This window comes from Vibrio sp. SCSIO 43155 (assembly GCF_023716605.1).
GTDB classification, from domain to species: domain Bacteria; phylum Pseudomonadota; class Gammaproteobacteria; order Enterobacterales; family Vibrionaceae; genus Vibrio; species Vibrio harveyi.
Map to the genome: position 1 here is coordinate 1,315,170 of NZ_CP071853.1, position 25,364 is coordinate 1,340,533.

The following is a 25,364-nucleotide window of genomic DNA, read 5'->3' on the forward strand; positions in this document are numbered from 1 at the left end:
ATGTCGATGTCTGGATTCGAGCAAATCAACCCTTTGCTCGATTATAAAAATAAAAAGTGGTGGCAGTCTTTAGGCATTCAAACCCTAATTTTTTGCGCGATACAAGTCAGTTATAGCCTGTCTAATTTCTATGTTATCTCGCAAGATCGTGTCCATGTACTCTCTTTCACAGCCGCTTTTGTCGTTGCTGTGACCTTAAGATACAGTTGGCGAGTATTGCCGACCATTGTCGCGAGCCTGCTATTTTACTATACCGTTTTCTCCCAGCGTCCTTGGGAGATGGCGCTATTATTTGCCTTCTTTTTGCCCACCCTGCCATTACTATTTTGCCAACTTTATCGCGCTGCATTGAAGCGTGTACTGGCTTACAACTTCACACTAAAGTTAGGTTACTTCGCCATTTTAATCGGCATTCTTTACCCAATAGCGAACACCGTACTTTTGCTTCTGATCAGTACACTGCTTGGAGGAGCGCCAGATTTTTCTTTTGAGTTTATCGCCTATTCAGTTTTGAGCGCGATTTTAACGCAAATGGTACTGACCCCTTTATTAAGCCTAGGACTGAGCTACGTGTTAGATGGTGATAATGCGCCCTATTTAAAGCTCGACCGCGCCATGATGGACGCCCATTCCAGTCCTTTGCATTTCAGACTATGGCTGATGATTTGTGCGCTTTTCCTTGTGGCGGCTATATCAACGACTAACCCACTAACACTCAACACCTTGAGTTTAATTTTGCTTTGTCTGGTAGGCATGGCGTTAGGCAAGTTTGGCTTGGTACGACCAATGTTGGTAGGCGCCGCCACTTTATTGATTTGTATCGAAAGCATCATAAAACGCTTCAACGCCGATATTCTCTCTAGAGAGCAAGTTTACGCCATGCTTTTGGTGTTGTTTGTTCTCACCATGCTTACGTTTATGCTTGGCGCTCACACGATTAAAAACTACGTCACCACACGCAATGCCATTCGTAAAGAGCGTATCGACAGCTTCACGGGGTTGTACAATCTCGCGCAACTTAAAGACGATGTCGCAAAGCACACGAATGCTACTTTGATTTACATAGACCTTGAGCCTACGTTGTCGAAGCTAAGTGGTCTAGGGCATCATGGTAGAGCGCAATTAATGAAACAGCTCAGTCAATATCTCGCATCAAATACTGAGCACTTACAGCGCGCCTACCTGCCTCCTTTTGCGAGTGGTTTACTCTGCATCGCGCCCCGCTTACCAAACATGGAAAAAGAGCTCGATACTCTGATTAGCCTACTAGATAGCTTCTATTTTTACTTCGACGACAAAGCTATTAGTCTCGTAAAACGAACGATTCAGTGCGCTTCAATCTTTGGCAATAGTAACCTTGATCCACTTATCTCTAAACTGTGTGAGCAACAAGCTCATCAGCAAAGCTGTGTGAGTTGGGTAACCCACAACCACCAGCAATCTAACACACTCAATCAACTCAGCTTTATCCAACAGTGCTTTCGTGAGAATCAGTTTGAGCTCTATTGTCAGCCGTATCGCGCCCTGACGCTAACACCTCAAGCCGCGCATTTCGAAATCCTTCTGAGGTTAAAGCCAAGCCAAGGTGAGCTCATGTCACCTGCTGAGTTCTTCCCGTTGATCAATGAGTTTGGACTCGAATTAGAATTAGATCAGTGGGTTATTGAATACACGTTCAGCGCACTAAAGGCGCAAGTGGAAGATTGGAATCTTGTTGGACGCTGTGCCATCAACTTGACCGCTAAGGCACTCAATTATGAAGGGATGGCGGAAGACATACAGGCAGAAGCTAGGTTGCATCATATACCAATGGATAAACTGTGCTTTGAGATAACCGAGTCGGATGCGCTGCGCAATGAACCCATCGCTATTCACAATCTCGACCTTCTTCGCGCATCGGGGTCGACTATCGCATTGGACGACTTTGGTACCGGATACGCCAGTTTTGACTATTTACGTCGCCTCCCACTGGATGTGCTCAAAGTTGATGGCTCTTTTGTAAAAAATATCGTTGATAGTGAAAACGACCGAATTATCGTTCAAGCCATCAGCCAAGTTGCCACCAGCATGAAATTAGTAACCGTTGCCGAATTTGTGGAGTCACAAGCACATATTGACACCCTAGAGTCGCTAAATATTCAGTTTGCTCAAGGGTTTGGTGTTGCTAAGCCACTTCCCTTACATGATTACCTTACAAAGTTATCGAACAAAGCTTAACCACAACATCTAAAACCAAAAAATCGTTAAATTTCACGATATAGTTTCAGTTTTAATATGTAAAATTGAAACTATATATCGCTTTTTGCAAATTTTCATGGTTCGATAATTTACACCACTGCCTTTTCACCAGCATGATTCACCACTCCACCAATGTGATAACAATCACTAAAACATATAACATCCGCGCGATTATTATTTTTATAAAGGCGAGTTTTAAGTGAAAGAATCTCGAGAAACGTTAAATTTTAGTGAATTAAACACAACAAATAATTGGACAAAACATGATACTCACTGGGTATTAAGCTTGTTTGGTACTGCCGTGGGTGCAGGCATTCTATTTCTTCCTATTAACCTAGGCATCGGTGGTTTCTGGCCCTTAGTTGTTATGGCGATCCTCGCTTATCCAATGACTTACTTAGCGCACCGAGGTCTTGCTCGCTTTGTGCTGTCATCCAAAATCAAAAATGCAGACTTTACAGATGTTGTAGAAGAGCACTTCGGAGCGAAAGCTGGTCGTTCGATTTCGCTGCTGTATTTTCTTTCTATCTTCCCGATTCTACTTATCTATGGCGTAGGTATTACCAACACCGTTGACAGCTTTATGGTCAACCAAGCGGGTATGGAGCCACTGCCACGTGCCCTACTATCTGGCGTATTAGTATTCAGTTTGATTGCTATCATGATGGCGGGTGAAAAAGTGATGCTACGTGCGTTCGCTATCATGGTTTACCCGTTGGTTGCGATTCTGGCGTTTCTTTCATTTTATCTAATGCCAAACTGGAGCATGCCAGTGATGGATGCACCAGAAATGTCATCTTTCGCAAGCACAATGTGGCTGGCGATTCCAGTCGTCATCTTCTCATTTAGCCACGCTGCGGCGATCTCAAGTTTTGCGAATGTACAACGCCGACACTATGAAGAAGGTGCCGATGTAAAATCAGAGCTGATCTTGCGCCGCACAAGCATTATGCTGATCGCATTTGTGCTGCTTTTTGTCTTCTCATGCGTGCTTGCTCTTTCCCCGGAGCAATTGGCAGAAGCAAAAGCACAAAACGTATCGGTATTGTCTTACTTAGCTAACGCAACAGAAAACCCATTCATTGCAACTTTGGGGCCACTTGTCGCCTTCGTTGCCATTACTTCTTCATTCCTTGGTCACTTCCTTGGCGCGCGCGAAAGCCTGAATGGTTTGATCACTAAGCATTCTGATATGCCAAAACGACGTGTTGATCACATCAGTGTAGTCGTACTGTTTGTGTCTATTTGGATTGCAGCAATCATGAACCCAAGCATACTAGGCATGATGGAAGCTCTATCAGGTCCAGTCATTGCCATGATCTTATTTATTATGCCGATGTTAGCGGTATATAAAGTGAAAGGGCTGCAGAAGTATCGTGGGAAAGCATCTACATACTTTGTACTAATGACAGGTATTGTTGCAGTAAGTGCGTTGGTTTTTAGCTTGTTGAGTTAAGAAAAGAGATTTAGGCGAGATTTTCAGGGGAATACCTTATTTTTTATTAAGGTAATTCCCTGAATTTTGCTATGGTTTTCTTATCAGTGATGATTCGTTACTGTCTCATTGAATGAGAGTGAAAACACCTGCGATCATCAGTACTGAAGCAATACAAGTACGACCGATAATACCGAAGCGAGAAGGTTGAATCATTTCGTTGTGCATAGGCAATCTCCTTTTTGATGGGAACAGCCAGTTTTTCATGGCTTAATAACACTATGTCTAAAAACGCCTTTTTCCACAAGACATAGCAATATTAAATATTTATGACAACGAGATGAAATTTTAGAGATCAACCGTTTTTTTAAGGCAGATCCCTCTCTTTGTTTGCTAACTCACTCTCCTCTTTTAAGCTTCTAACAACTTCAGTTCGTTTATATCTGGTTAGGGTTCATCAGCCGACTCTCTCCTTTCTCCAAAGTCCTTCGTTTTTTAAATTCCCGTAATGTCAACCCTCTACAAACATTGATCTGATAAAGGTTTTACAAGCATAGATAGACTGCCTAAATCTATGGGTAATCACTCAGAATAAGTGATAGACTTCACATGTGTTTCAATTATAAGAGTCAGCTCTTATCACCAAACTAATGCTTTTCCCGCTTAAAACGTTACGAACTATTTTTCCGATTGTCCTAAGTACACTTTGTCTGTCTTCTAGCTTTGCCTCTGAACAACCAAACAAAGAGAGTTACCTAAGGCACCATATCGCTAAAGACGATTATCCGATGCTTGAGTTCTACTTTGACTCCATCGGCAAACCGCGATCAATTAAATCCAGTGAACTTTCACTACCTAAAGACGCCTCACCAGAATCCCAAGCTCTGTATTATTTTGCTCGTATTTATCTTGAGCGTTATGAAGGTGTTCCTCTACCTAAAATCCCAAACCTAGTCGAATTCGGTACCATTCATAATTTGCAGTGGGTTATTGCCGAGGCAAAACTGAATCAAGCAGTAGAATTGGTGGAGGCCGATGAAGTCTGGCAAGGTGAACTTCTTCTTCATGACGTTATTAATATCTCTCGAAAAATTGGCTATAACTCCCTTCAGGGACGCGCCTACCGTTGGTTGGGAAATGCCGAAGTTCAACGCTCTCAGGTCCAAACAAGTCTAAAGCACTATCTAACTGCTTATGACTTGTTGGAAAATTCAGAGTTCGAAATTCAAATCGCGATGACGCTCAACAACATTGCCTCTCTGTATATGGAATTATCAGATTGGGATCGTGCAAAGACTTATCTAGACCAAGCATTAAAAGGCTATTTAAACAGCCAAGAGAAGTACGACAATAGCCTTTTCTTAGCCATTATGTACGCAAACTTGAGTGTCATTAACTTTGGGATGGAAAAGTACGAGGAATCTGAGCGTTACTTCGAAGAAGCAGCCAAACTATCAATGGCGACAGGGTCAGTTAGAATTAAGCATAACTCGGTATCTAACCTATCCCAGCTACTCAGCACGCTTGGGAAAATGGAAGAATCCTATCAGTTGGCGCAAGCTTGTTTAGATTTACCCAATCCACAAAACCTAAAAGGCATGAAAGCAGCATGCTATGAAGCATTTTCAGAAGCTTATCTTCAAGATGGTAAGTTCGAGCAAGCGATAAAGAGTGCAAATCTCGCCTTAGAAGGGTTAAGTGAAACAGCAAGTGCAGAGACCAAACAAAAAATGGATCTGTATTTAGTTCTTATCCGAGCAAACCAACAGCTTAAGCATTTCGAAGAAGCATTCAACGCATTAGAGCTTCTACGCAATCTAGAAAAGAGCTTTGAAAATCATATTCATGGCGACGAGATGATTAATATCAAACTCGATTTGGAAGCAAAACTGGCACAAAAAGAACTGACTCTTTTAGAGGCTAAGAATGCTTTGCAAGCTTCTGAACTTGAGTCGCAGCGTTATCGCGAAATCTTCTACTTCTTTGTTGTCGCCGTCATTGGTTTTTGGTTGTTCCGTTATATCAGGCAGATGAACCGAATCAATGAAGTACTTGCACAAGAGAACACAACGGACCCATTAACTAAGGTACACAATCGCCGCTTCTTACCGAACTGGCTCGATAATATGGCGCGCAGAAGCCCAAGTCGTCGATTTGCTCTCGCGATCATCGATATTGATTACTTTAAAGTGTTCAACGACCAATATGGTCATGATTTGGGCGACAAAATGTTGATGCATGTGGCACGAATACTCGATGAAGCCACACGTTCTGGCGACTTGCTGGTTCGCTGGGGCGGTGAAGAGTTTGTGCTTCTCTTCGAAATTAGCCATGCCGACGACTGTGCAAAAACATTGGACCGTTTGAGACTTGCGGTTGAAAACAACAACCTATCGGTTGACTCTGACTCCATGGGCGCGACAATCTCTCTTGGCGCGGTTAATGAATTAAGCGCGCAAACCATCAAACAAGAGTGGGATAAGTGGTTTTTCGCTGCTGACCAAGCTCTGTATGATGCAAAGCAAGCTGGTCGTAACCAGTACAAGATTCACTCGACGTCATAGAGCAGAACAATGAAGAAAACATGGATTTTTGCTGCGATTGCGCCTTTGTTTTTAGCAGCATGCAGCAATCAACAAGCTGCACAACTTGGGATGAGAAGCAGCAGCGTCAACGTATACGCTCAACAGATGAGTAACATGCAGTTGTGTGAGACCTTGTATTACAATCGCGCTTCAAACCAAACTCGTGTTGCGATTGGTGCTGAGTTCAACCGTCGAGGTTTAAACAAGCGTTGGTGTGACCAACAATATAAGCAACTCTACATTGAGAAAGTGGTCGACGGTCTGTTGTCTCGTAAAGAGAAAGCCCCTACAGAACCTGAGGCAACCATACAACCTGCCATATAAATCACCCCATTCCATAAAAAGCAGGAAATTACACTAATATTCCTGCTTTTCAAACACGCTATATTTTCACCAAATATCTAGAATCTTACGTACCTTCAAGTGGTTAACACTAAGATACTGTCGTGCGTCGAAAAACAAAAGTAAATAAGATGTAAACAGTTTTCGTCTCCATTTTTAACCGCTAGCTTTGTTTAGACCTGTTTAAAGGAGTATCGAACAGGAAGAAAAATTCCAAACAAAGACATGAGGTCACAAATGGAAACACGCATTAATCGCCTATTCGCTGCGATGTTAGCAGTAGGCATTTCACCTGCCGTCTCGGCATACGATCCGCTCTATTCTGAGCAATGGCACCTAAACAACACCGGACAAACTGCGTTTGCAGCGAACCCTGCTGTTGCCGGTAACGACCTAAACACAACACTCACTCAAGCAATGGGCATTGCTGGTGTTGGCGTTAAGGTTGCGGTCATTGATTCAGGCGTACAGATCGATCACCCAGATCTTGCAGGTAACGTAGTCACAGGTAGCCGAAACTTCATCGAAGACTCTCCTTTCCCATCAGATTATCCGGTAGACGCAAATGGTCACGGTACCGCGGTTGCCGGTTTGATCAGTGCCGTTGGTAACAATGGCGAAGGGGTTCGCGGTGTCGCTTCTCGCTCTTCTCTTATGGGCTTTAACTGGCTCGCAAACCAAACTCTTGAAGGTTGGTTGATTTCTCACGGTGCAGATGCGTCAACAAGCGATGTTCGTGTATTCAACCAAAGCTACGGCTTTAGCCCTCTTTCCCCAATTGCTTTCGATGAAAACGATCCACAGTTCAAATTGGAAGTGGATGTGATGAAAGACGTCAGCGAGAATAACGCTTGGGGTCGCGGAGCCGTGTTCGTAAAATCAGCAGGTAACGGCTATCGTTACTTCAATACGGGTCGATTCTTTGTATTACCGGGTGACTTCTTTGCTGGCGGTGGCAACAAAGGGCTACCTATGCACAACGCAGTGCAGTCTTATGACAACTCAAATTACTACAACTTAGTAACCAGCGCTTTGCGTGCTGATGGTACCCGCGCAAGTTACTCTTCAGTGGGTTCAAACGTTTGGGTTGCAGCGCCTGCTGGTGAATACGGTCAAGATTTCCCAGCAATGGTCACCACCGACTTGATGGGTTGTGAACAAGGTCAAAACACCAGTGCTGATCTTGGTATTAACGGTCTCCATGGTGGTACAGAGCAAGATCCAAACTGTAACTACACCAGCACAATGAATGGCACCTCATCTGCAGCGCCAAACACTTCAGGTGCCATTGCTGCCATCATGTCAACTAACCACGCACTGACTGCTCGTGACGTTCGTGCGTTACTTGCAGAAACAGCAAGTGTGACAGACGAAGATCACCCAGGAGTGCCACTTGAGTTCGTTAATAATCAAGGCGAAGTTGTTAGCTATGAAGCGATTTCTCCATGGCAGACGAACGCAGCTGGCGTTAATTTCCATACGTTCTATGGCTTTGGTGCTGTAAACCTAGACGAAGCAATGAAACGTGCACGCATGACAAACAATGTTCTGCCAGCACAAATCATTACGCCTTGGGCAAGCAACTCGACAGAAGTCAGTGTTCCAGACGCAAGTCTAGCGGGCGGATCATCAGCCATCGCTATTACTGATGACATTACGGTTGAATCGGTTCAAGTGAAGCTAACACTGGACCATTCACGTCTACCAGATTTAGCAATCGAGCTGATCTCTCCATCAGGCACTCGCTCTGTTCTACAAACGCCTCGCAACGGTCTGGTTGGACAATCACTGGATCCAAGCATTGCGGGTTACGAGAACCAACTGATGCTTTCGAACCACTTCTATGGTGAAAACGCGAAAGGTGAATGGACGCTACGCGCTATCGATACTAATGGTGATGAAGTGTTCTCATTCATTGCATATTTCAATTCTTCAGCTATCTATGATGTACCGATGGCGAACAATGCTAAGCCAGGCGTTATCAAGAACTGGTCTATGCGTATCTTTGGTCACTAAGGAGTCATTCACATGAAATTTATGGCATTTTCGATTTTGGCTCTATCAACGTTGGCAACTGCCGTACAAGCAGAGCAACAATTAGCGGAGCAACCAACACCAGACTTGTTCATCGCGTCTGATGCAGTAGAAATTAACGGTCAAGATTACCGTAAACTGTCTGCCGACAACCTTTCAGAAGCCGCTGAATTGCATGCAGGTGACGAGGTGTTTAAGAATGCATTTAGCAATGTATCAAAAGCAACCGGCCTTATCTTTGTCACGGTAAAAAATCCAGCAGACGCTAAAGCAGTAGCAAAAGAACTCAAACTTGAAGTTGTTTTCGCTCAGGGCGAATCAGCAGTATTCAAAGCCTCTGAAGGACAAGACCTTTTGGGCATCAGTGACTATCTGAATGCTGACAGTCGCGTAAAAGCGTCTAAAATTGAATTAAACAGCGGTAAATACCGTGCACAATAATTCTCTAGCAAGAGAAGTTGGCTTTTAATCAAAAATACCTCAGCAATCGCTGAGGTATTTTTTTAAGAAATGAAGAAACACGTAAAACTAACGACTTTACAACAAGCTCGCTCCCGAGAAGCTATCAATCGACACCCATTCATTATTGAATAAAGTTGATTAGTTTCTTAGCGATATCCGTATTGTTTTGCGAACCAATAAACTGCTCAGAGCCTTTACCATAAGCGAAGACCTGAACATCGACTGCGGTATGTCCTTTCGTCGTCCAGCCGGTATAACTCTTCTTATTGATAATATCCTTCACTTCTTTGTAAAGCGCTTTAGCTGGCTCTTCACTCAACTTTGCGTATGCTAGTTGTCGACTTTGATCTTTAGTTAATGCCCAATCTACGGACTCATTCCACGTCGCGGTCATATCGTGAGATTTGGCCAAAGACATCGCCAACGGCCACGCTGTAGTATGAACGCCCTTAATAGCTTCTGTATCCCATAAATACTGACCATTAGCGCCGAGGGTTAAACCACCCGTGGAGTGGTCCGCCGTAACGACTAAAAGCGTATCTGGGTGAGCATCAACATAAGCTTTTGCCAGTTCAATTGATTTTGCAAAGTCATCCATTTCTGCCATCGCACATGCAATGTCGTTCGCATGAGCACACCAGTCTATTTGACTGCCTTCAATCATGACGAAAAAGCCGTTATCTTGGCGTTGAAGTAAGGACAACGCCTTGTTGGTCATCACTTGCAATCGAGTTGGGTTTTCATCCAATGCGAACGGAAATGCTTTATCTGCAAACAAGCCAAGAGCAGGCAAGGTTTGCAACGCCGGAAGTTGTTTGAAGTCCGTAATATACTGATACCCTTGCTCTTTAAACTCTTCAACTAAGTTACGATCATCTCGTTCGAAATAACGGACACCACCTCCGAGTAACAAGTCGACTGGCAATTGATCATCCACTTTATTGTCGACGTAATCATTGGCGATTTCATCATAGTTTCGGCGTGATTCGTTATGTGCGGCAAAACTCGCTGGGGTAGCGTGATTGATCTGCGAGGTTGCGACAAGCCCCGTCGTCATACCCTGCTCTTTTGCCATCTCTAACATTGTCTTAATTGGCTTCTTCTCAGCATCAACCGCAATCGCACCATTGTAGCTTTTGACCCCTGTGCTCAATGCCGTTGCACTCGCAGCGCTGTCAGTGACATAAGTAGCATCGTCTGGATAGGTTTTCGCCATACCGACTAAAATTGAGTCAAATACTGTTGGTTCTATTTCTTCTGTACTTGGATCATCGTGGTAGTAACGATATGCAGTCGTAAAAGCAGGTCCCATGCCATCACCAATCATGTAGATGATGTTTTTAGGGGCTTCATCCGCATAAGAAGTAGACGCAAATAAGCAGGCAGTAATTAGGGAATATTTAAGTTTCATATCTCATCCATGACATAATGCGATGGTGCTATTTATCCAAGTAACTGAGAGGTACTTGAGCATCGCACTCATCAACTTGGTTATCGTTCTAATTGATTAATCAATATTATCATGCAGTTGGATTGAAACATGGTGTTTCTTCATACTTTTACAACGCACATCATTTCTTGAAGACAATTACCTCGGTCAACAAATCTGCTTTCTCTGTCTCATTGGGGTTGTTCATATAGCGTTCGATCCCTAACGGCTTGGTTTTCACTTTAATGCCATTTTGTCGCGTTAGGTTCATCACCAATGACCACGCGTTACCTAAGAACCAGTATTCGCCCTTATGTTCAACGACATAAGTATCACTGGCGGGGATAGTTCCAGCAACAAACTCGCCAGTCGCCACGACTCCTGCTTGTACTGGCAAGCACGTGATAAACTCAAAATAACCACGCTTCATGTCCATCGAAAGGTAGTAGCAAAACAACTCTCCAGTAACGGGGAGGTTTTCTTTTTCTGCCATTTCAAACAAGCGTTCGACATGCTGCTGCATAATAGGACCAATCTCTGAAATAGTTCCTGCCCCAGCCAAGCCAATGTAGCTGACTTCGTTTTGTTTCCGGGAACCGAGGTCTTTAAGTTGAGATAAGACTTGCCCGGTTTCCAACTGGCTTTTTAGCATACGTAAACCGCGGTCATAATCCATTTCAATCATGGACTTAAACATCCCCTTAAGGAAGAATAAAAACCAAGGTACACGGGATTGCATCATCCATTCTACTGCACACCCCTTCTGTGACGGCGTCACAACCAATGTCACTTTCGCCTGACTTTTAAATGGTCGAAAGAAGTGTAACTCCATATCAAGGCGATGCTCTTGTGTACTTTCCAGTACCACTGCCCCTGTACCTATACGTTTACCATTCCATTGATATCCTGAGCCAACTTTTCCTTGTTCTTCGCTGTACGTAAGTTCGCAATCCGGTTCCAAAATTATCCATGGTGACCATTCGGGCCAATGGGTAAAATCTTTCAGATAATCGATGATTTCACTTTGCGTCTTTTCGATTTCGATACTTCGGCTGACCTGATAAGAGAGCATAACCATTCCTTGGGTTTCATTTTTACTCTTATGAGTCTAATTCAAATCGAGATTTTTTCTTGTTTCACTGGCAGTTAGGAACAAAAAAGCCAGAGTCGAGGCTCTGGCTTTACAACTAACCGTTTATGAGTGTGTTACCAGAATTTAATAATCTGATGACTTTACGATCGAAAATCAACCGTAGCGGTAAACCTTACGCCATCATCATCCAGTTCAAATGGCCAACTCATGCGCTCACAAATACGTTCGACAATAACTAAGCCACAACCATAACCTGCATTGTAGGTTTCATTACCATCGTGTCGATTAACAATAGTAAGTTGCGTGCCTATCAACACGATTTCAATATCGCCAATACTGTAGCTAAACGCGTTTTTGATCAGGTTATTAATTACAATCGTCACAAAACTCTCTGGGGCATGAACGAGCCCACTCTCATTTTCGCTCAGGTTGTATTCTGCTCCCTGTTTAGCAAATAGAGGTGCAAGCTCAGCTAACTGCTGTTTTAAGCATGTGGTTAACGCATGATCGGCATAGTGTTGCGGCTCTACCTTCTCTTTACCCAATAGTAAGAAGGCTTCCGTTAACACTCTCATTTCCTCACAAGCCGATTGCATACGTGTGATAGCTTTGTGAGCAATGGGCGGTTGATCCGGTACGCGAGCCAAAATGTCTGTTGAGCCTTTAATAACCATAATGGGTGTGCGCAGTTCGTGAGAAGCAAAGCGACTAAACTCTTGCTCACGACGAAAATACCCTGCGATTTCATTTTTACTATCTAACAGAGTCTGTTCAATATGACGAGTCTCGCTGAATTTGGTATCCACATCGAAACCCGGTTGGTCAGGTGGCATTCGCCCTATTTTGTCTTCAATCTTGGCAAGTGGACGCGACAAAATGCGCACCATATAGACACCGTAGCCAACCATGATCAAAGAAAACAATCCACCTAAAAAGAATGTAAATTGGTGCAGCGAGCTTTCGTATTCATCCAAGTAGTCATCCGAGTCATCTTGAAAGACAATGTACATCAAGCCTTTACCAGACGGGTGATCAAACACGACAAAATGCTTATCCTCCTCGCCTAAAAGGTATTCATAGAAACCGGGAAACTTGAAAGACAACAGCCACTCTGGTGTTGGTGCTTCACTCCAATAAGAATCAAATTCTAGAACGTTAGGAAGCGGCGCATCCCACCCCATGTTTTGGAAGTTCTCTTGGTACAGCTCTACCTCTGTATCTAACCAGTGGTGTAAGCTCAGTACTTCGAGTTTGTTCTCCGCTACATAAATTAACGACCAAAATAAGGTAAACATCGCAAAGGTCATTAAACCAAATCCCCAGCGGATCTTGCGATAAATACTTGGGTATTCTTTATGCTTTGAGTCGGTAACCTTGTCCATGAATCGTCTCTAGTCTGGAATCATCAAAACCCTTGTCGAGCGCCGTTCTTAAACCATAGATATGGCTTCTCAATGCATCGCTGCCTGGAGGCTCATCACCCCATACATTATCAATTACTTCGGTACGAGACACCGCTGCAGGCGCGCGCTTTAAAAGCAGCTTTAGAATTTTTGTTTGAATACGGCTGAGTTTGATGTGTTTACCATTGCGAGTCACTTCATCGGTTCTCACATCTAAGCTTATGTCTGCAAACTTTAACGTGCCAATATCTTGCCTTGGACCTCGATTGGCTAATGCATGTACTCTCAAGCTAAGTTCTTGCATGGCAAATGGCTTCATCAAATAGTCATCACCACCAGCATTGAATGCCGCGACTTTATCATCGAGAGTATCTTTGGCAGTCAAGAACAAAATTGGGGTACCACAAAGTTGCTCACGACGGAGTTTCTCGACTGTACTGATGCCATCAAGTTTTGGCATCATGATGTCCATAATGATGACATCATAATGATTTTCTTGAATTAAATTTAGCGCAGCCTCTCCATGGTAAGCGCAATCTATCGTCATTCCTTCGAGCTCTAGATAATCCGCAATAGTTTCTGAAACATTGTGATTATCATCGACAATTAATATTTTCATAGGCTCACGTTTCTTCACGAACACTTCACGATAAGCGCCATAAGATACAACCAAATTCATAAATAAGCTTTCAAAATAGGTCGATATCATGAAAAAATTAGCGCTTGTAGCGGCAGTGGGTTTGGCATTATCAGGTTGTGGTGGGTCTGGAGGTAGCGATAACCCTTCTACACATCCTACGGAAGGAGAGTCAACTCAACCTGTAGCGAAACCAAGTGCGGCTATCGGTACCGTAGAGTCTGTAAGTAGTGAAAACAGTTCAATCACAGTAAATGGCTACACTTACCGCGTATCAGAAGTTATGTATGGTGGTAAACAAACCAACCTTGCTTCTGTGAAGCCTAACATGATGGTTCAAGTTGGTTCTGGTCAGGAAAAATCGTCTAGTGCACCCGTTGTTGTAACACTAGAACCAACCATGACTGGTCACATTAAGATCATCGACAAAAACGCGGGCAAGTTCACCATCAATGGTTTTGAACTTGTCTATCCAGAACTCATTAACTCAGATATTGACAGTGGTGACTGGGTAATGGTGTCGTCTCTACCTGCGGCGAACAACCAATACAAAGTACTTTCAGTCGTAAAATTTGAAATCAGCTTGTCTGATCAAGATGAAGTTGAAGGTCGAATTTCAAGCATTGACCTTAATAAGAAAGAATTCAAACTTGGTGCAAATGTGACTGTCGCTTATGACCGCATTGCGGATCTACAAGTGGGTCAATGGGTGGAAGCAGAAGGCTCTTTCAATGGCAACGTTTTTCATGCCTCGTTAGTTGAAGTTGAAAGCTACAACCAACTACAAGGAGAAAATGATGTTGAAGGTATCGTCACTTGGGTAAACCAAGACCAGAGCGCCTTCGAGCTTAACTACCGCGGAACATTTATCATTGATGGCAAAACTTGCTTCCAAAATGATGATGACGCACCTTGTAACCCAGCGTTGATCGCCAATCTAGCCGTCGGCTCTGAAGTTGAAGTGACTTCTGTCATGGGAACATTGAACACCCCGGTTGCAACTCATGTCGAGTTTGAAAAGCCAGACTGGGCAGATGATAACGAAGAAGATTGGAACGTTAATGAGTTCGAATGTTCTGGCTGGGTAGCAAACCACAAAATTAACGGCGTGGACACCGCAACTTTCGACATCGATCATTGTTGGAATGATTTAAACCAAACTATCGATAACTCTAGCGTGGTCGTAAATAGCAAAACAATGTTTGAAGATGGTCTGTCATTTTCAAACATCGCTAATAAACATGTAGAAGTGGAAGGTACTATCATCAATAACACAAATGTTGCACTTGAGATTGAGCCTTGGGAATCTGACGACTAAGTCAATATAAATACAACAAACACAACTAAGAAGCACCGCCTTTGTGGTGCTTCTTCCCTCTCTCGTATCGTCTTTTCTTTTCAATTTTTACAACAGATACGTATGACCAAATGAGGGATTAACAATGCGTAAAATGACACTACCTCTAATTATGCTTTTCGGTGCTTGTATTTCAGCAAGCAGTTTCGCGGCAACAAACAACGATAATACATCAGAGCGATTAGAGTCTTTTGAGTGCACAGGCTTAGTAAACAGTTACGACGCAAACTCCCGAACTTTCGTGCTTGCTTGCCAAAACGATCATGGACCAGAATTCCAAACCAAAACGGTTGTGATTGATACCAATACTCAGCTTAATGGCGTACAAGAAGCGAACTTAGACGGTGCGACTATTGAAGTTGATGGTGTAGTTGTAAACGATCAAAATATCGCAAGAGAAATCGAGGTCGCGAACGACTAAGGCTCCGAAATTACAACAGAAACTCACAAGTGTCGCGTCTGCGGCACTTTTCTTTTCCTGCAAACTCATATCACTCAGTTACACTTAATCCATGTTGACATGAAGACGGTAACTGTAATGAGCAAACGTAACCTTGCCCTACTTCTCCTCCTATTTGGCGCAACCTCTGCGGACGCTGGCGTATTGGACCCAGACTGTGACGCAGAAAAAGCAGCCAAAGCAACAGCCACTAAAGCGGTAGTGGGAGTCGGTGGTCGATGCGCACCAAAAGAAGCCTTAAAAGACAGCACGGTGGAAGCCGGTAAAGACGCGCTACCCGAGGAAGGACTTGCAGGTAAGGCCGTCGACGCTGCAATGCCAGAGAAAGAGAAGAAACCTATTAAAAACACAACCAAGAAGATCATCACTGATTAATCGTCAGCCTGAAGTGAGTCGATTGGTGAAATATGGGTTTAGAGTAAATGAAAAGAGCGTCCATCTGGACGCTCCTTTGTTTTTCGTTCGCGATGCTTAAGCCACTTCGGTCTGACCAATCCAGTGGTAATGATGGTTGGCTTTCTTACCTACTAAACCAAGTTTAGCTAGTTCTTCAAATACTTTGTCGACTTCTTCTGCCGAGAGCCTAAACTGCTTCGCCACCGCTTTTTTGGTGCAAGTAATTTGGTGACCTTTTAATGCGTCACTCACCTGCTCTAATAACGTTTTTGACTCTTCTGGTTCAAGCTCTTGTTGCGCTTCAGGCTCGGCTTCCTCTTTGATATGAGGCAAGTATCCCGCTGGCTCTGGGTCAATATCTCGGATGTTTGCTAACGTTATCCCGTCGTTACGACGGAAGAAATGGCGGAAGCGATTCTCTTCACCAATCAAACCCACAAAGAAAGCAGCAAAGAAATCCAACAAGATAGATAAGAACACCACCAAGCCCAGCTGCGCCTGAGAAGATGTCGTTCCAAACGCTTTCGCTAAGCTGTCGATAAGACCAATCACCGAACCTTGCGCCACTGGCGGTAAGCTATCACGCTCTGTTGCTAAACGTTGCTGCTCTTCACGTAGCTTCTTGTTCTGCTCTTGAATGCGCGTTACGCCAGTCGCGATACGCTCCATCTCGATGTACTTTTGCGCCGCCATGTTGTTCAGTTCAATCTGCTTATCGATTGACGCGATCTGACGGTTGTACGCTTCCACTTTCGCTTGTTCTACAGAGATATGACTTTGGGCGCTGTTGGTCGCGCTGTTGATGCCACCGATACTGCCGCCAATAGAGATAGCGGCAAGCACCAAATAGAACACTAACGCCGTTATGGCTCCGGTGTAGTTTCTGTGTGCACGACGCTCACCGTATTCATACCAAGCGTAAAACTTACCCGCTTCAAAGATGATCGCCAGACCGCCAAATAGCGCCTGCATCATTGGGTTTTCGTCAATCGACAAAAACAGTAAAAGAGAAAAAATAGTCGATGCTAAAATCGCAGCGCCGGTAAACGCGTATACGCTCACCATTGCAAATCGACCTTTAGGATATCGATATCCGATCTGTTGTTCGTATTTCATTGGAGAAATTTCTTAAGATTCCGCAGCCCTTATATGACGGGCGCTTCAAGCAACTACAAAGGTGCGGAGAATACCGTATCCTTTATTAAATTACTGTCATAATTCCGTTAATGGAAAACAAGTGAGGAATAGATAATCAGTTTGAATTGAATCAGTGCGATTCTAGCACGCAAAATCACCAGCTCAATTTGCGACATTCAGCGCACCAATAGGTTTGATAGCTTTCCGAACGATAAATCTTTGCGATATGTGTTCTCAGAATAAAAAACCGCAAAACAAATAAAACACACTCACATCACCTTTTTATAAACTCGCGATTACAATTTGATGTTCGTTTGTTACTATCCTGCGCCGAAACATAGTCTTACAGCCAATTAGCGTATCTCCGCTTCATAATAAAAAGTCGTATGGACACACTCAGAACACAGCATGGAAAGAAAGCGATAAGCGCAGTCATGATCATCATCGCTGTGCTGTTTCAGCTGTACCTAACGTCTACTGCGGCACTGAACCCTACGCAAATCCACAGCGAGAATTGGCTAAACCAAGTTCAAGATGAAAAGGTGTTGCTGTGTACCGCTGATGGCTTTAAATGGGTGGATATTAACGAACTGATTGAAGCCAACGCACTGCCCAATTCTGAATTTGTTCAAGATCTTAACCTGCACGATGGCTTTCAGTTTGAATGTCCATTATTACAAGCGGCGCAATTCTTTATCGCTATCGCGTTCGGTCTGTATCTGACTACGCTCTCTTGGTTAAGACGCACCAAGCACGTTTTCACTCCCTATCATTTCGCAGCTTGCGGAAGAAAAGTTTACAAATACGTAGCGCCCAAGCAATCTCCGCCTTGTGTTTTCCACACCTAAATACTCAACGAAGTAGTCGGTAAATAAACATAACGTATTAATCCTATCAAAGAACCGATAGAGAACAGCCAGATTTAAAAAGGAAAACACAAATGATCAAACTGATGAAAACCACAGCCATCGCTCTTGTCGCTTTATTGGCAAGCCCACTCAGCCTTGCTCACGAATACGAAGCAGGCAAGATTCACATCGATCATCCTTGGAGCCGCGAAGCGCCACCAAATGCACCAGTAATTGGCGGTTTCTTCCAGCTAAGTAACCTAGGTGACGCTGATGACGCGCTGATTGCGGCTTCAACACCGATTGCTGACCGTGTTGAGATTCATACTCACACGAAAGAAGACGGCATGATGAAGATGATTAAGATTGATGAAGTTGTGGTAGAGCCTCAGCAAAAAGTGGAATTCAAGCCAGGCAGCTTCCATCTCATGATCTTCAACCCAACCCAAACGCTAAAAGAAGGCGACCGTTTCCCTGTGACTTTGACGTTCAAAAAAGCAGGTAAAGTGGAAGTCGAAATGGCGGTTGAGAAGAAAGACCACATGGAAAAGCACAAGCACCACCATTAATCGCTTAAACGAAAACAGCCCGCTACTTCAGCGGGCTGTTTTTCTTTTGGTGCCTATGATTCTAGCCGTGTGCACCTTTGGTTGTGCTGATGTGCACTTTAGAGATTCCCTACTCGCTCGTTCCTCGCTCTAGGGAATGACCCTATTTAGTCTTCTGTCAAAGTTTGAGTGGCTCAGTGCTCAGCACATTAGCCAAACTCCCCTCGTCATTCCTACGAGCCTAGGCGAGATCAGGAATCTAATAGCAGCTAACTCAGTCTTACTTAAAGCAAACCTCTGCCCAGCGCGCTAGACCTGCGGTGACCGAACCAAAGTAGTTGCCACTCACCACTGGAATGTTTGGCAATACTATCTGCACTGCATCACGCAAAATAGGTGAACGTGCCGAACCACCAGTCATAAAGATCGCATCCGGTTTTACGCCCGCTTGCTCTACTGCTTCAGTAACCAAAGCCGTCATCTTATTCTTCGGTGATTCAATCGCTTCAATCATCTCATCACGTTGAACATCGACTTCAATCAACTCAGACAACAAGTTAATGCCCGCACGGTAAGACGCTTGGTCAGACAACGCGACTTTGGCTTCTTCTGCGCGACGCACGATGTTGTAGCCTAGCGACTCATGGTAAACCTCTAACAAACGAGCCAGTTTCTCAGGCTCTTGTGCTTGCTTGTGCAGCAGTTTCAACGCCGCTAAGTTTTCACGTGAGTAGAAATCGCTCTGCGCTTCCACATTGTTGATCGCAATTGGATTCCAGAACTGCGTGGTTGGCATCATGATGCCCGATTCCATCTTGCTCTCCATACCGAATGGGAACATCAGTTGTTTGAATGCCAAGGCGATATCCAAATCGTTACCACCAATACGCTGACCACTGTGCGCCAACAGACTTGCGGTACGGTCGGCTTTACCTCGCCAAGATGGTCCCATCTGAATCAAAGAACAGTCAGTCGTACCACCACCGATATCGACCACTAGTATGGTTTTATCTTCGGTTAGCGTTGCTTCGTATTCCAGACCTGCCGCTACCGGTTCAAATTGGAATTCGATGTTCTGAAAACCAGCACGTTTTGCTGCTCTTAAAAGAATGCCTTCCGCTTGAATGTTCGCCGTCTCACCGCCACGACCGTGGAAGTTGATCGGACGACCAATCACTGCATCAGTAATAATTTGCTGCGCGCTGTTCTCTGCTTGCGATTTGATGTTGTCCATCATGGCGCAAACCAGATCTTCAAAGAAACTCAGCTGAACATCACGCAGACCAGAAGCACCGAGGAAAGACTTTGGTGACTTCACGTAATAGATATCGCGAGGATCTTCCAAGTAGCGATTCAATGCCGCTTGACCAAACGCCATGTCTTCTGGCTCAAGTTCAATACTTTCCTCACGATTAAGGTTAATCGCGCGACGCAAAACCTGCTCACCAACCTGATCGAAAGGTTTGATGCTGCGATGACGGAACAAGTGTTCAGACACCGATTCACGCGTTGGTGCAGCAAGGGTGGAAGGAATGTAAGGGCTATTCCCTTCAAGGTTTAAAAGTTGCGGTTCACCTTGTTCCATTTTCGCCACCGAACAGTTCGCGGTGCCGTAGTCAAAGCCGATATACATAAGTCCTCCCACTGACGAAAAAAAGGTCGGCAATCCTACCTCAACCTCAGTGGAATTACTACCGCAACTCAATGAAATAAGTGGCGCTTACTCTTTCTCGACAGGTTCTTTCTTCATTGATGGCAACACAACCGCAAGCAACAAAGCCAACAGCAGAAATACCGGAGTGAGCGTAAGCCCATGCCAAATGGAGTATCCGTCGTGGAACAACCAGAAAATGCCGACAGTCAGCAGGTAGGCAAAGTAACTGCAGAACACCAAACTGATCGCAACGAAGCGAGTACGATTGATGATTAAGATTCGCACCAAATACTGACTCATGATCCCCGCGCAGTGCACCGCCATTTGCCAATTAATGATGAAACACGCCAGTGCGACGAACCCAGATATTACCAAGGCATCGTGCGTGTTGAGAATGAAGTAGCTGCCAAAGCGACTGATGATGACGGAGTAATCGCCCTCGTACACTATCGACCATGATATGGCGTTTGCCGCAGCGACAAAATTGGCGAAATAAGCGATGGCATAGAAGGTAGTTTGAGAACTGAATGGCTGAAAGACCTCGGAGCAATAGCCCTGCCATTCTTTTTGATTTGACGTTGGTCCGACCCAGTTACGTTTTTTGTTCGGCACTCGCTCTGCAAACGCAGGACCATTACGAAACAACAACCAGAAAATATACAGCGCAAGTGCGACTAAGAGTATTGTAAGCATACCCTTTCCCCTCCAGAAATGTCCTTTTCCACTGCCAATGGCGTTGGGGTCGTAAACTGCACTTCCCTGTTTTTGTGCTTAATCTTGTTTTAATGCATTGTTAAACATCATAAACGTACTCAAAACGGCAGTGACGACTTTATCACTACCGTTATTAAGGTTTAGCACACGATGGACGGAATTGCTGAATCTGGATAGACCAAATAGGAGGGAAAGAAACGGTCTACCCAAACGAATTATGCTTCGAGCTTTTCTTCAAACACGCCAAGCTCACGACCTAACCAAATCGCACGCTCGGTATGATCACGCAGCTCGTTGTCACTGACTGGATGAATCAAAACCGAAAAACCGCCACGAATAGTATCAAGCCATGCGATAAACTCATCACTTATCGATTCAACATGCAGCTCAAACATCGGCATCTTATGTGGACCAACCAACTTGCACACTAAAGGGAAAACGCGCAAAACATCTTGGCGTTCTTGACGAATGATCTCATTCAAGGCTTGAGCTTTATCCTGCTGCTGAAGCGGGAAGTAAACATGAATGTGGTACATAACTTCTCCATGCGTATCACTGACTTTCATTAGTCGCCACACTACCTGCATTCAACTATCGAGGGAAGCGACAAATTCAAATCTATCGTCAAAGCGTGACGGAGAGATTAACGTGTTACTGGATCTGCGCGGATATGGTTGATAAATCACTCAACCTGTCGAATTTTACAGCATAATTTTATTACAAATTTCCTGTCAAACTCAGTGATTCCCTTCAACTTCGAAAACGTACAATTCAAAAAAGCAGTGTTTTATCCTAGAAAAGTACGGTGTAAGCGAAACTTTACTGTGGGTTACAACTCAAATTAAAGCATAATTTAACATTTTGTTTACACTTACTGTATCTGGTTATACCAAGATTCATCACTGGATTAGGCGGTGTAAACAGCAGTAATAAATGACGCCTTGTGTTTTACCAGAACACACTTTTGTTAGAGAGACGAGCACCAAAAGCATCGATAACTATCAAAACAACTGCAATCCTAGGTATGACCTTTTGCGCTGATATCAAAGCCTGAGTACCCATACAGGCTGAGATCGAAATAATGAGCAGCTGCAGTCCAAAAGACCCGCAGCGTCAAAAGGAGCTTGAGATGAACGTTCAGGCATTACCCATGCATCGGTTTATCGACCATGATGGGAACCTCGTCAGCCAACTACCCAACTGGGCTGATCTCGAAACACTGGTCGGGTTTTACCAAGACATGGTATTAACTCGCACCTACGATAACAAAGCCGTTGCCCTGCAACGCACTGGTAAATTAGGCACCTATCCATCACACCTTGGCTCGGAAGCCGTTGGGATAGCGGTAGGCAGAGCGCTAAAAGCCAGTGATGTGTTTGTTCCTTATTATCGCGACATGCCCGCCATGTGGTGTCGTGGCATAGGAATGGAAAAGAACCTGCAATACTGGGGAGGCGATGAACGCGGCAGCGACTTCGCTCCTGAAGGTAGCCCTTTTCCTAGCAAAGATCTGCCCTTCTGTGTCCCAATCGCAACCCAGTGTACCCATGCCGTTGGTGTTGCAGCAGCACTGAAAATCCAAGGCAATCACGATGCGGCTTTGGTGATGTGCGGCGATGGCGGCACTTCCAAAGGCGACTTCCTTGAATCCATTAACTGTGCGGGCGCATGGAACATCCCATTAGTCTTTGTGGTGAACAATAACCAATGGGCGATCTCCGTACCGCGCAGTTTGCAATGTGCTGCGGAATTTCTCTCAGAGAAAGCCAAAGGTGCTGGCATCCCCGGTATTACGGTGGATGGCAACGATGTCGTCGCGGTGTTTGATGCAACAATGACTGCCCTCGAACGAGCCAGAAAAGGCAAAGGTGCAACGTTAATTGAAGCAATAAGTTACCGCCTGAGCGACCACACCACCGCCGACGACGCGACCCGTTATCGAAACGAGGACGAGGTTCAAACTGCTTGGCAATATGAACCCGTTCGTCGACTTAAAGCCTTCCTCACCAATCAAGGTGTTTGGAGTAACGAGAAAGAGCAAGAGTGGCAAGCCCAGTGTAAAGAACAAGTTGAACTCGCCGTTGAACGTTATCTCAACATGCCGAATCAAGCGCCTGAAACGGGCTTCGATTTCCTTTATGAATCCCTACCCCAAGAGCTTCATGCGCAAAGGGATGAGCTAATCAACAAAGCAATGCGAATGCAGGGAGGGAAACATGGCTGAACTCACGTTAGTTGAAGCAGTGAACCTCGCACTGCACCATGAAATGGAACACGATCCGAATGTCATCGTCCTAGGTGAAGATGTGGGTGACAACGGTGGTGTATTCCGCGCCACTGTAGGACTCAAACAAAAATACGGTCTTAAGCGTGTTATTGACACACCTTTAGCTGAAGCGCTTATTGGCGGTGTCACTGTGGGCATGGCAACGCAAGGTTTACGACCTGTGGCAGAGTTTCAATTCCAAGGCTTTGTCTTTCCTGCCTTGGAACATTTAATGTGTCATGCGGCGCGAATGCGTAACCGTACTCGTGGTCGACTCACCTGCCCTGCGGTATTCCGAGCGCCCTTTGGTGGCGGTATTCATGCACCAGAGCACCATTCTGAAAGTGTCGAAGCGTTGTTTGCTCACACCGCAGGCTTTAAGGTTGTGATTCCTTCATCACCGCAACGCGCTTATGGTTTGCTGCTTGCAGCCATTCGAAGCAACGATCCAGTGATGTTCTTTGAGCCAAAACGTATCTATCGCACAGTGAAATCTGAAGTGGTGGATAACGGCGAAGCGCTACCTCTCGACACATGCTTTACCCTACGCAAAGGTCGCGACATTACGTTAGTGACTTGGGGGGCATGCGTGGTCGAATCACTGCAAGCGGCTCAAACGCTGTCCAATCAAGGTATCGAAGTTGAGGTGATTGATTTAGCCAGCATCAAACCCATTGATACCGCGACCATCTTCCGTTCGCTTGAGAAAACCGGACGCCTATTGGTGGTACATGAAGCCAGCAAAACCTGTGGTGTCGGCTCAGAACTGCTAGCCAGAACCGCAGAACATGCCATGTGCCTACTCAAAGCGCCACCAAAACGTGTCACAGGTATGGATACCATCATGCCGTACTACCGCAACGAAGATTATTACATGATTCAGGAAGAAGACATTGTGCTCGCCGCGCGCGAACTCGTGGAGGATTGGAAATGAAGACGTTTAACTTACCCGATCTCGGCGAAGGTCTCGCTGAGTCAGAAATTGTGAAATGGCATATTAGTGTTGGCGATATGGTCAAGCTCGATCAAGTGGTGCTTACTGTCGAAACAGCAAAAGCGACCGTGGACGTCCCCGCGCCTTATGGTGGTCGTATCGTGAGTCGTCATGGCGAAGAAGGCGACGTAATCAACATTGGTGCTCTACTTCTGGAAATCGATGAAACGGGTGCAGAGCAAACCGCCTCCGAACAGAAACAAACTGCCGATGCAGCAACCGTGGTCGGTAATGTCTCCCAACATGCACACAGCGTGAATGTGGATGATTTCTGGATTGGTGGCGAACACAATCCATCACCTGATAACCTCATTACTGCGCTTCCTTCTGCTCGCCTATTGGCGAAGAAACTGGGTGTGGATTTAGATTTGGTCAAAGGTAGTGGTCCGGATGGTTTGATCGTCGATGCCGATATCTACGATGAAGCGGGCAAACAACGTCCAGGTACAGAAGTACTCAAAGGCGCACGCCGAACCATGGTGTCGACGATGGCGGAATCTCACCATAATGTCGCAGCGGTCACCATTACTGAAGAAGCGGTGTTGGAAGGCTGGAAGCAATGTGAAGACATTAGTATTCGTCTGGTCCAAGCGATCGTGCATGCGTGTCAGGAAGAGCCTGCTATGAATGCATGGTTTGATGCTGAGACCATGACGCGTTGTGTCCACAGCACGGTGAACATCGGTATCGCAGTAGACAGCCGACACGGTTTGTACGTGCCTGTTCTTCGACATGCTGATGAATACGAACCTCAAGAGGTACGCCGTTGGTTGGACCAAACTGTACAAGGCATACGTGAACGCAAGATTGGTCGTGAGCAGTTGCAACATGCGACCATTACGCTTTCGAACTTTGGCGCAATTGCAGGCATTTACGCAACGCCTGTAGTCACGCCGCCACAAGTCGCGATTGTCGGTGCAGGTCGAATCATTGAGAAAGTCGTAATTCGAGACGGACAAGCTGTAGCAGTCAAAGCCATGCCGCTGTCGATTACGTTTGACCACCGTGCATGTACCGGCGGCGAAGCAGCAAGGTTCACAAAAGTACTGGCAGAGCACTTGAGAAAACCGAGTGTTTAGAGAACGTTTGTCATGAATAATAAAGGGCTTCCGATTGGAAGCCCTTTGTTTTGAGGGTGAATTTAAAGAGAGTTCCCTACTCGCTCATTCTTCGTTCTGGCGAATGACGCTGTGTGGTGTGTACTCAAAAAGAAGCACCGTAACAATCTGATACTTAGAAGGAAACTCTAGCGCGTCATTCCAGCAAGCCTAAGCACGACTAGGAATCTAATGGCAACCAAAGCTGAAGCAACTTCATAGACATAAACCCACA

Annotated in this window: 22 protein-coding genes; 14 read left to right on the forward strand and 8 right to left on the reverse strand. The window is 45.0% G+C overall.

What is annotated here, in order from left to right; translation table 11 throughout:
• From J4N44_RS22745 to J4N44_RS22770, 6 genes are all read left to right on the forward strand, one after another.
• Positions 1–2,217, forward strand: a complete 2,217-nt coding sequence (locus J4N44_RS22745; RefSeq protein ID WP_252045218.1) for an EAL domain-containing protein — start codon at positions 1–3, stop codon at positions 2,215–2,217.
• Between the two features lie 220 nt (positions 2,218–2,437).
• The gene (locus tag J4N44_RS22750) at positions 2,438–3,694 is read left to right on the forward strand and encodes an aromatic amino acid transport family protein (protein ID WP_009696312.1); all 1,257 of its coding nucleotides are present in this window, start codon (positions 2,438–2,440) and stop codon (positions 3,692–3,694) included.
• Positions 3,695–4,323: 629 nt separating this feature from the next.
• Positions 4,324–6,237, forward strand: coding sequence for a tetratricopeptide repeat-containing diguanylate cyclase (locus J4N44_RS22755; RefSeq protein ID WP_503064198.1), 1,914 nt, complete (start codon positions 4,324–4,326; stop codon positions 6,235–6,237).
• A gap of 9 nt (positions 6,238–6,246) precedes the next feature.
• Positions 6,247–6,582 carry a hypothetical protein gene (locus J4N44_RS22760; protein WP_005450107.1) on the forward strand — a complete coding sequence of 112 codons (336 nt, stop codon included), beginning with the start codon at positions 6,247–6,249 and terminating at the stop codon, positions 6,580–6,582.
• Positions 6,583–6,837: 255 nt separating this feature from the next.
• Positions 6,838–8,616, forward strand: a complete 1,779-nt coding sequence (locus J4N44_RS22765; protein WP_252045220.1) for a S8 family peptidase — start codon at positions 6,838–6,840, stop codon at positions 8,614–8,616.
• Positions 8,617–8,628: 12 nt separating this feature from the next.
• The gene (locus J4N44_RS22770; RefSeq protein WP_252045221.1) at positions 8,629–9,075 is read left to right on the forward strand and encodes a serine protease external chaperone; all 447 of its coding nucleotides are present in this window, start codon (positions 8,629–8,631) and stop codon (positions 9,073–9,075) included.
• A 142-nt stretch (positions 9,076–9,217) separates the two neighbouring features.
• On the opposite strand, the gene J4N44_RS22775 is transcribed toward J4N44_RS22770, so the two are convergent.
• The 4 genes from J4N44_RS22775 to J4N44_RS22790 all read right to left on the reverse strand — a co-directional run bounded on the left by J4N44_RS22775 (position 9,218) and on the right by J4N44_RS22790 (position 13,640).
• A complete protein-coding gene (locus J4N44_RS22775; RefSeq protein ID WP_239924838.1) occupies positions 9,218–10,507 on the reverse strand; it encodes an alkaline phosphatase in 1,290 nt (429 codons plus the stop codon).
• A gap of 160 nt (positions 10,508–10,667) precedes the next feature.
• Positions 10,668–11,597 (reverse strand): SRPBCC family protein, encoded by a 930-nt coding sequence (locus tag J4N44_RS22780; RefSeq protein WP_239912485.1) that lies wholly within the window; start codon positions 11,595–11,597, stop codon positions 10,668–10,670.
• Positions 11,598–11,758: 161 nt separating this feature from the next.
• Entirely contained in the window at positions 11,759–13,000 is a 1,242-nt protein-coding gene (locus J4N44_RS22785; protein ID WP_005450118.1) for a sensor histidine kinase, read from the reverse strand.
• Positions 12,972–13,640 (reverse strand): response regulator transcription factor, encoded by a 669-nt coding sequence (locus J4N44_RS22790; RefSeq protein WP_005450120.1) that lies wholly within the window; start codon positions 13,638–13,640, stop codon positions 12,972–12,974. The genes J4N44_RS22785 and J4N44_RS22790 overlap by 29 nt, the downstream gene beginning before the upstream one ends.
• 88 nt (positions 13,641–13,728) lie before the next feature.
• Between J4N44_RS22790 and J4N44_RS22795 the strand changes: the two genes are divergently transcribed.
• From J4N44_RS22795 to J4N44_RS22805, 3 genes are all read left to right on the forward strand, one after another.
• Entirely contained in the window at positions 13,729–14,976 is a 1,248-nt protein-coding gene (locus J4N44_RS22795; RefSeq protein ID WP_049537605.1) for a DUF5666 domain-containing protein, read from the forward strand.
• A 124-nt stretch (positions 14,977–15,100) separates the two neighbouring features.
• On the forward strand, positions 15,101–15,436 hold the full coding sequence (locus tag J4N44_RS22800; RefSeq protein ID WP_017190880.1) for a hypothetical protein: 336 nt from the start codon (positions 15,101–15,103) through the stop codon (positions 15,434–15,436).
• 117 nt (positions 15,437–15,553) lie between these two features.
• The gene (locus J4N44_RS22805; RefSeq protein ID WP_252045222.1) at positions 15,554–15,850 is read left to right on the forward strand and encodes a hypothetical protein; all 297 of its coding nucleotides are present in this window, start codon (positions 15,554–15,556) and stop codon (positions 15,848–15,850) included.
• 96 nt (positions 15,851–15,946) lie between these two features.
• Here the strand turns inward: J4N44_RS22805 and J4N44_RS22810 are convergent, their stop codons facing one another.
• On the reverse strand, positions 15,947–16,987 hold the full coding sequence (locus J4N44_RS22810) for a Preprotein translocase subunit SecY (protein WP_252045224.1): 1,041 nt from the start codon (positions 16,985–16,987) through the stop codon (positions 15,947–15,949).
• 407 nt (positions 16,988–17,394) lie between these two features.
• On the opposite strand from J4N44_RS22810, the gene J4N44_RS22815 reads away from it, so the two are divergent.
• Both J4N44_RS22815 and J4N44_RS22820 read left to right on the forward strand, forming a co-directional pair.
• Entirely contained in the window at positions 17,395–17,856 is a 462-nt protein-coding gene (locus J4N44_RS22815; protein WP_039985069.1) for a hypothetical protein, read from the forward strand.
• Between the two features lie 92 nt (positions 17,857–17,948).
• Complete coding sequence (locus tag J4N44_RS22820) at positions 17,949–18,425, forward strand: copper chaperone PCu(A)C (RefSeq protein WP_252045226.1); 477 nt, start codon at positions 17,949–17,951, stop codon at positions 18,423–18,425.
• Positions 18,426–18,684: 259 nt separating this feature from the next.
• Here the strand turns inward: J4N44_RS22820 and yegD are convergent, their stop codons facing one another.
• The 3 genes from yegD to J4N44_RS22835 all read right to left on the reverse strand — a co-directional run bounded on the left by yegD (position 18,685) and on the right by J4N44_RS22835 (position 21,308).
• Entirely contained in the window at positions 18,685–20,037 is a 1,353-nt protein-coding gene (yegD, locus tag J4N44_RS22825; RefSeq protein WP_252045228.1) for a molecular chaperone, read from the reverse strand.
• Between the two features lie 87 nt (positions 20,038–20,124).
• Positions 20,125–20,751 carry a hypothetical protein gene (locus tag J4N44_RS22830; RefSeq protein ID WP_061011048.1) on the reverse strand — a complete coding sequence of 209 codons (627 nt, stop codon included), beginning with the start codon at positions 20,749–20,751 and terminating at the stop codon, positions 20,125–20,127.
• Between the two features lie 236 nt (positions 20,752–20,987).
• Positions 20,988–21,308, reverse strand: coding sequence for a DOPA 4,5-dioxygenase family protein (locus tag J4N44_RS22835; protein ID WP_005450131.1), 321 nt, complete (start codon positions 21,306–21,308; stop codon positions 20,988–20,990).
• A 593-nt stretch (positions 21,309–21,901) separates the two neighbouring features.
• Between J4N44_RS22835 and pdhA the strand changes: the two genes are divergently transcribed.
• Genes pdhA through J4N44_RS22850 form a run of 3 tightly spaced genes read left to right on the forward strand, consistent with a single transcriptional unit; the run spans position 21,902 to position 25,111 of the window.
• On the forward strand, positions 21,902–22,996 hold the full coding sequence (gene pdhA / locus J4N44_RS22840; protein WP_252045229.1) for a pyruvate dehydrogenase (acetyl-transferring) E1 component subunit alpha: 1,095 nt from the start codon (positions 21,902–21,904) through the stop codon (positions 22,994–22,996).
• Positions 22,989–23,972, forward strand: coding sequence for an alpha-ketoacid dehydrogenase subunit beta (locus J4N44_RS22845; RefSeq protein WP_009696326.1), 984 nt, complete (start codon positions 22,989–22,991; stop codon positions 23,970–23,972). Before pdhA ends, J4N44_RS22845 begins: the two co-directional genes overlap by 8 nt.
• Positions 23,969–25,111 carry a dihydrolipoamide acetyltransferase family protein gene (locus J4N44_RS22850; RefSeq protein ID WP_252045230.1) on the forward strand — a complete coding sequence of 381 codons (1,143 nt, stop codon included), beginning with the start codon at positions 23,969–23,971 and terminating at the stop codon, positions 25,109–25,111. Before J4N44_RS22845 ends, J4N44_RS22850 begins: the two co-directional genes overlap by 4 nt.
• Positions 25,112–25,364 lie beyond the last annotated feature (253 nt).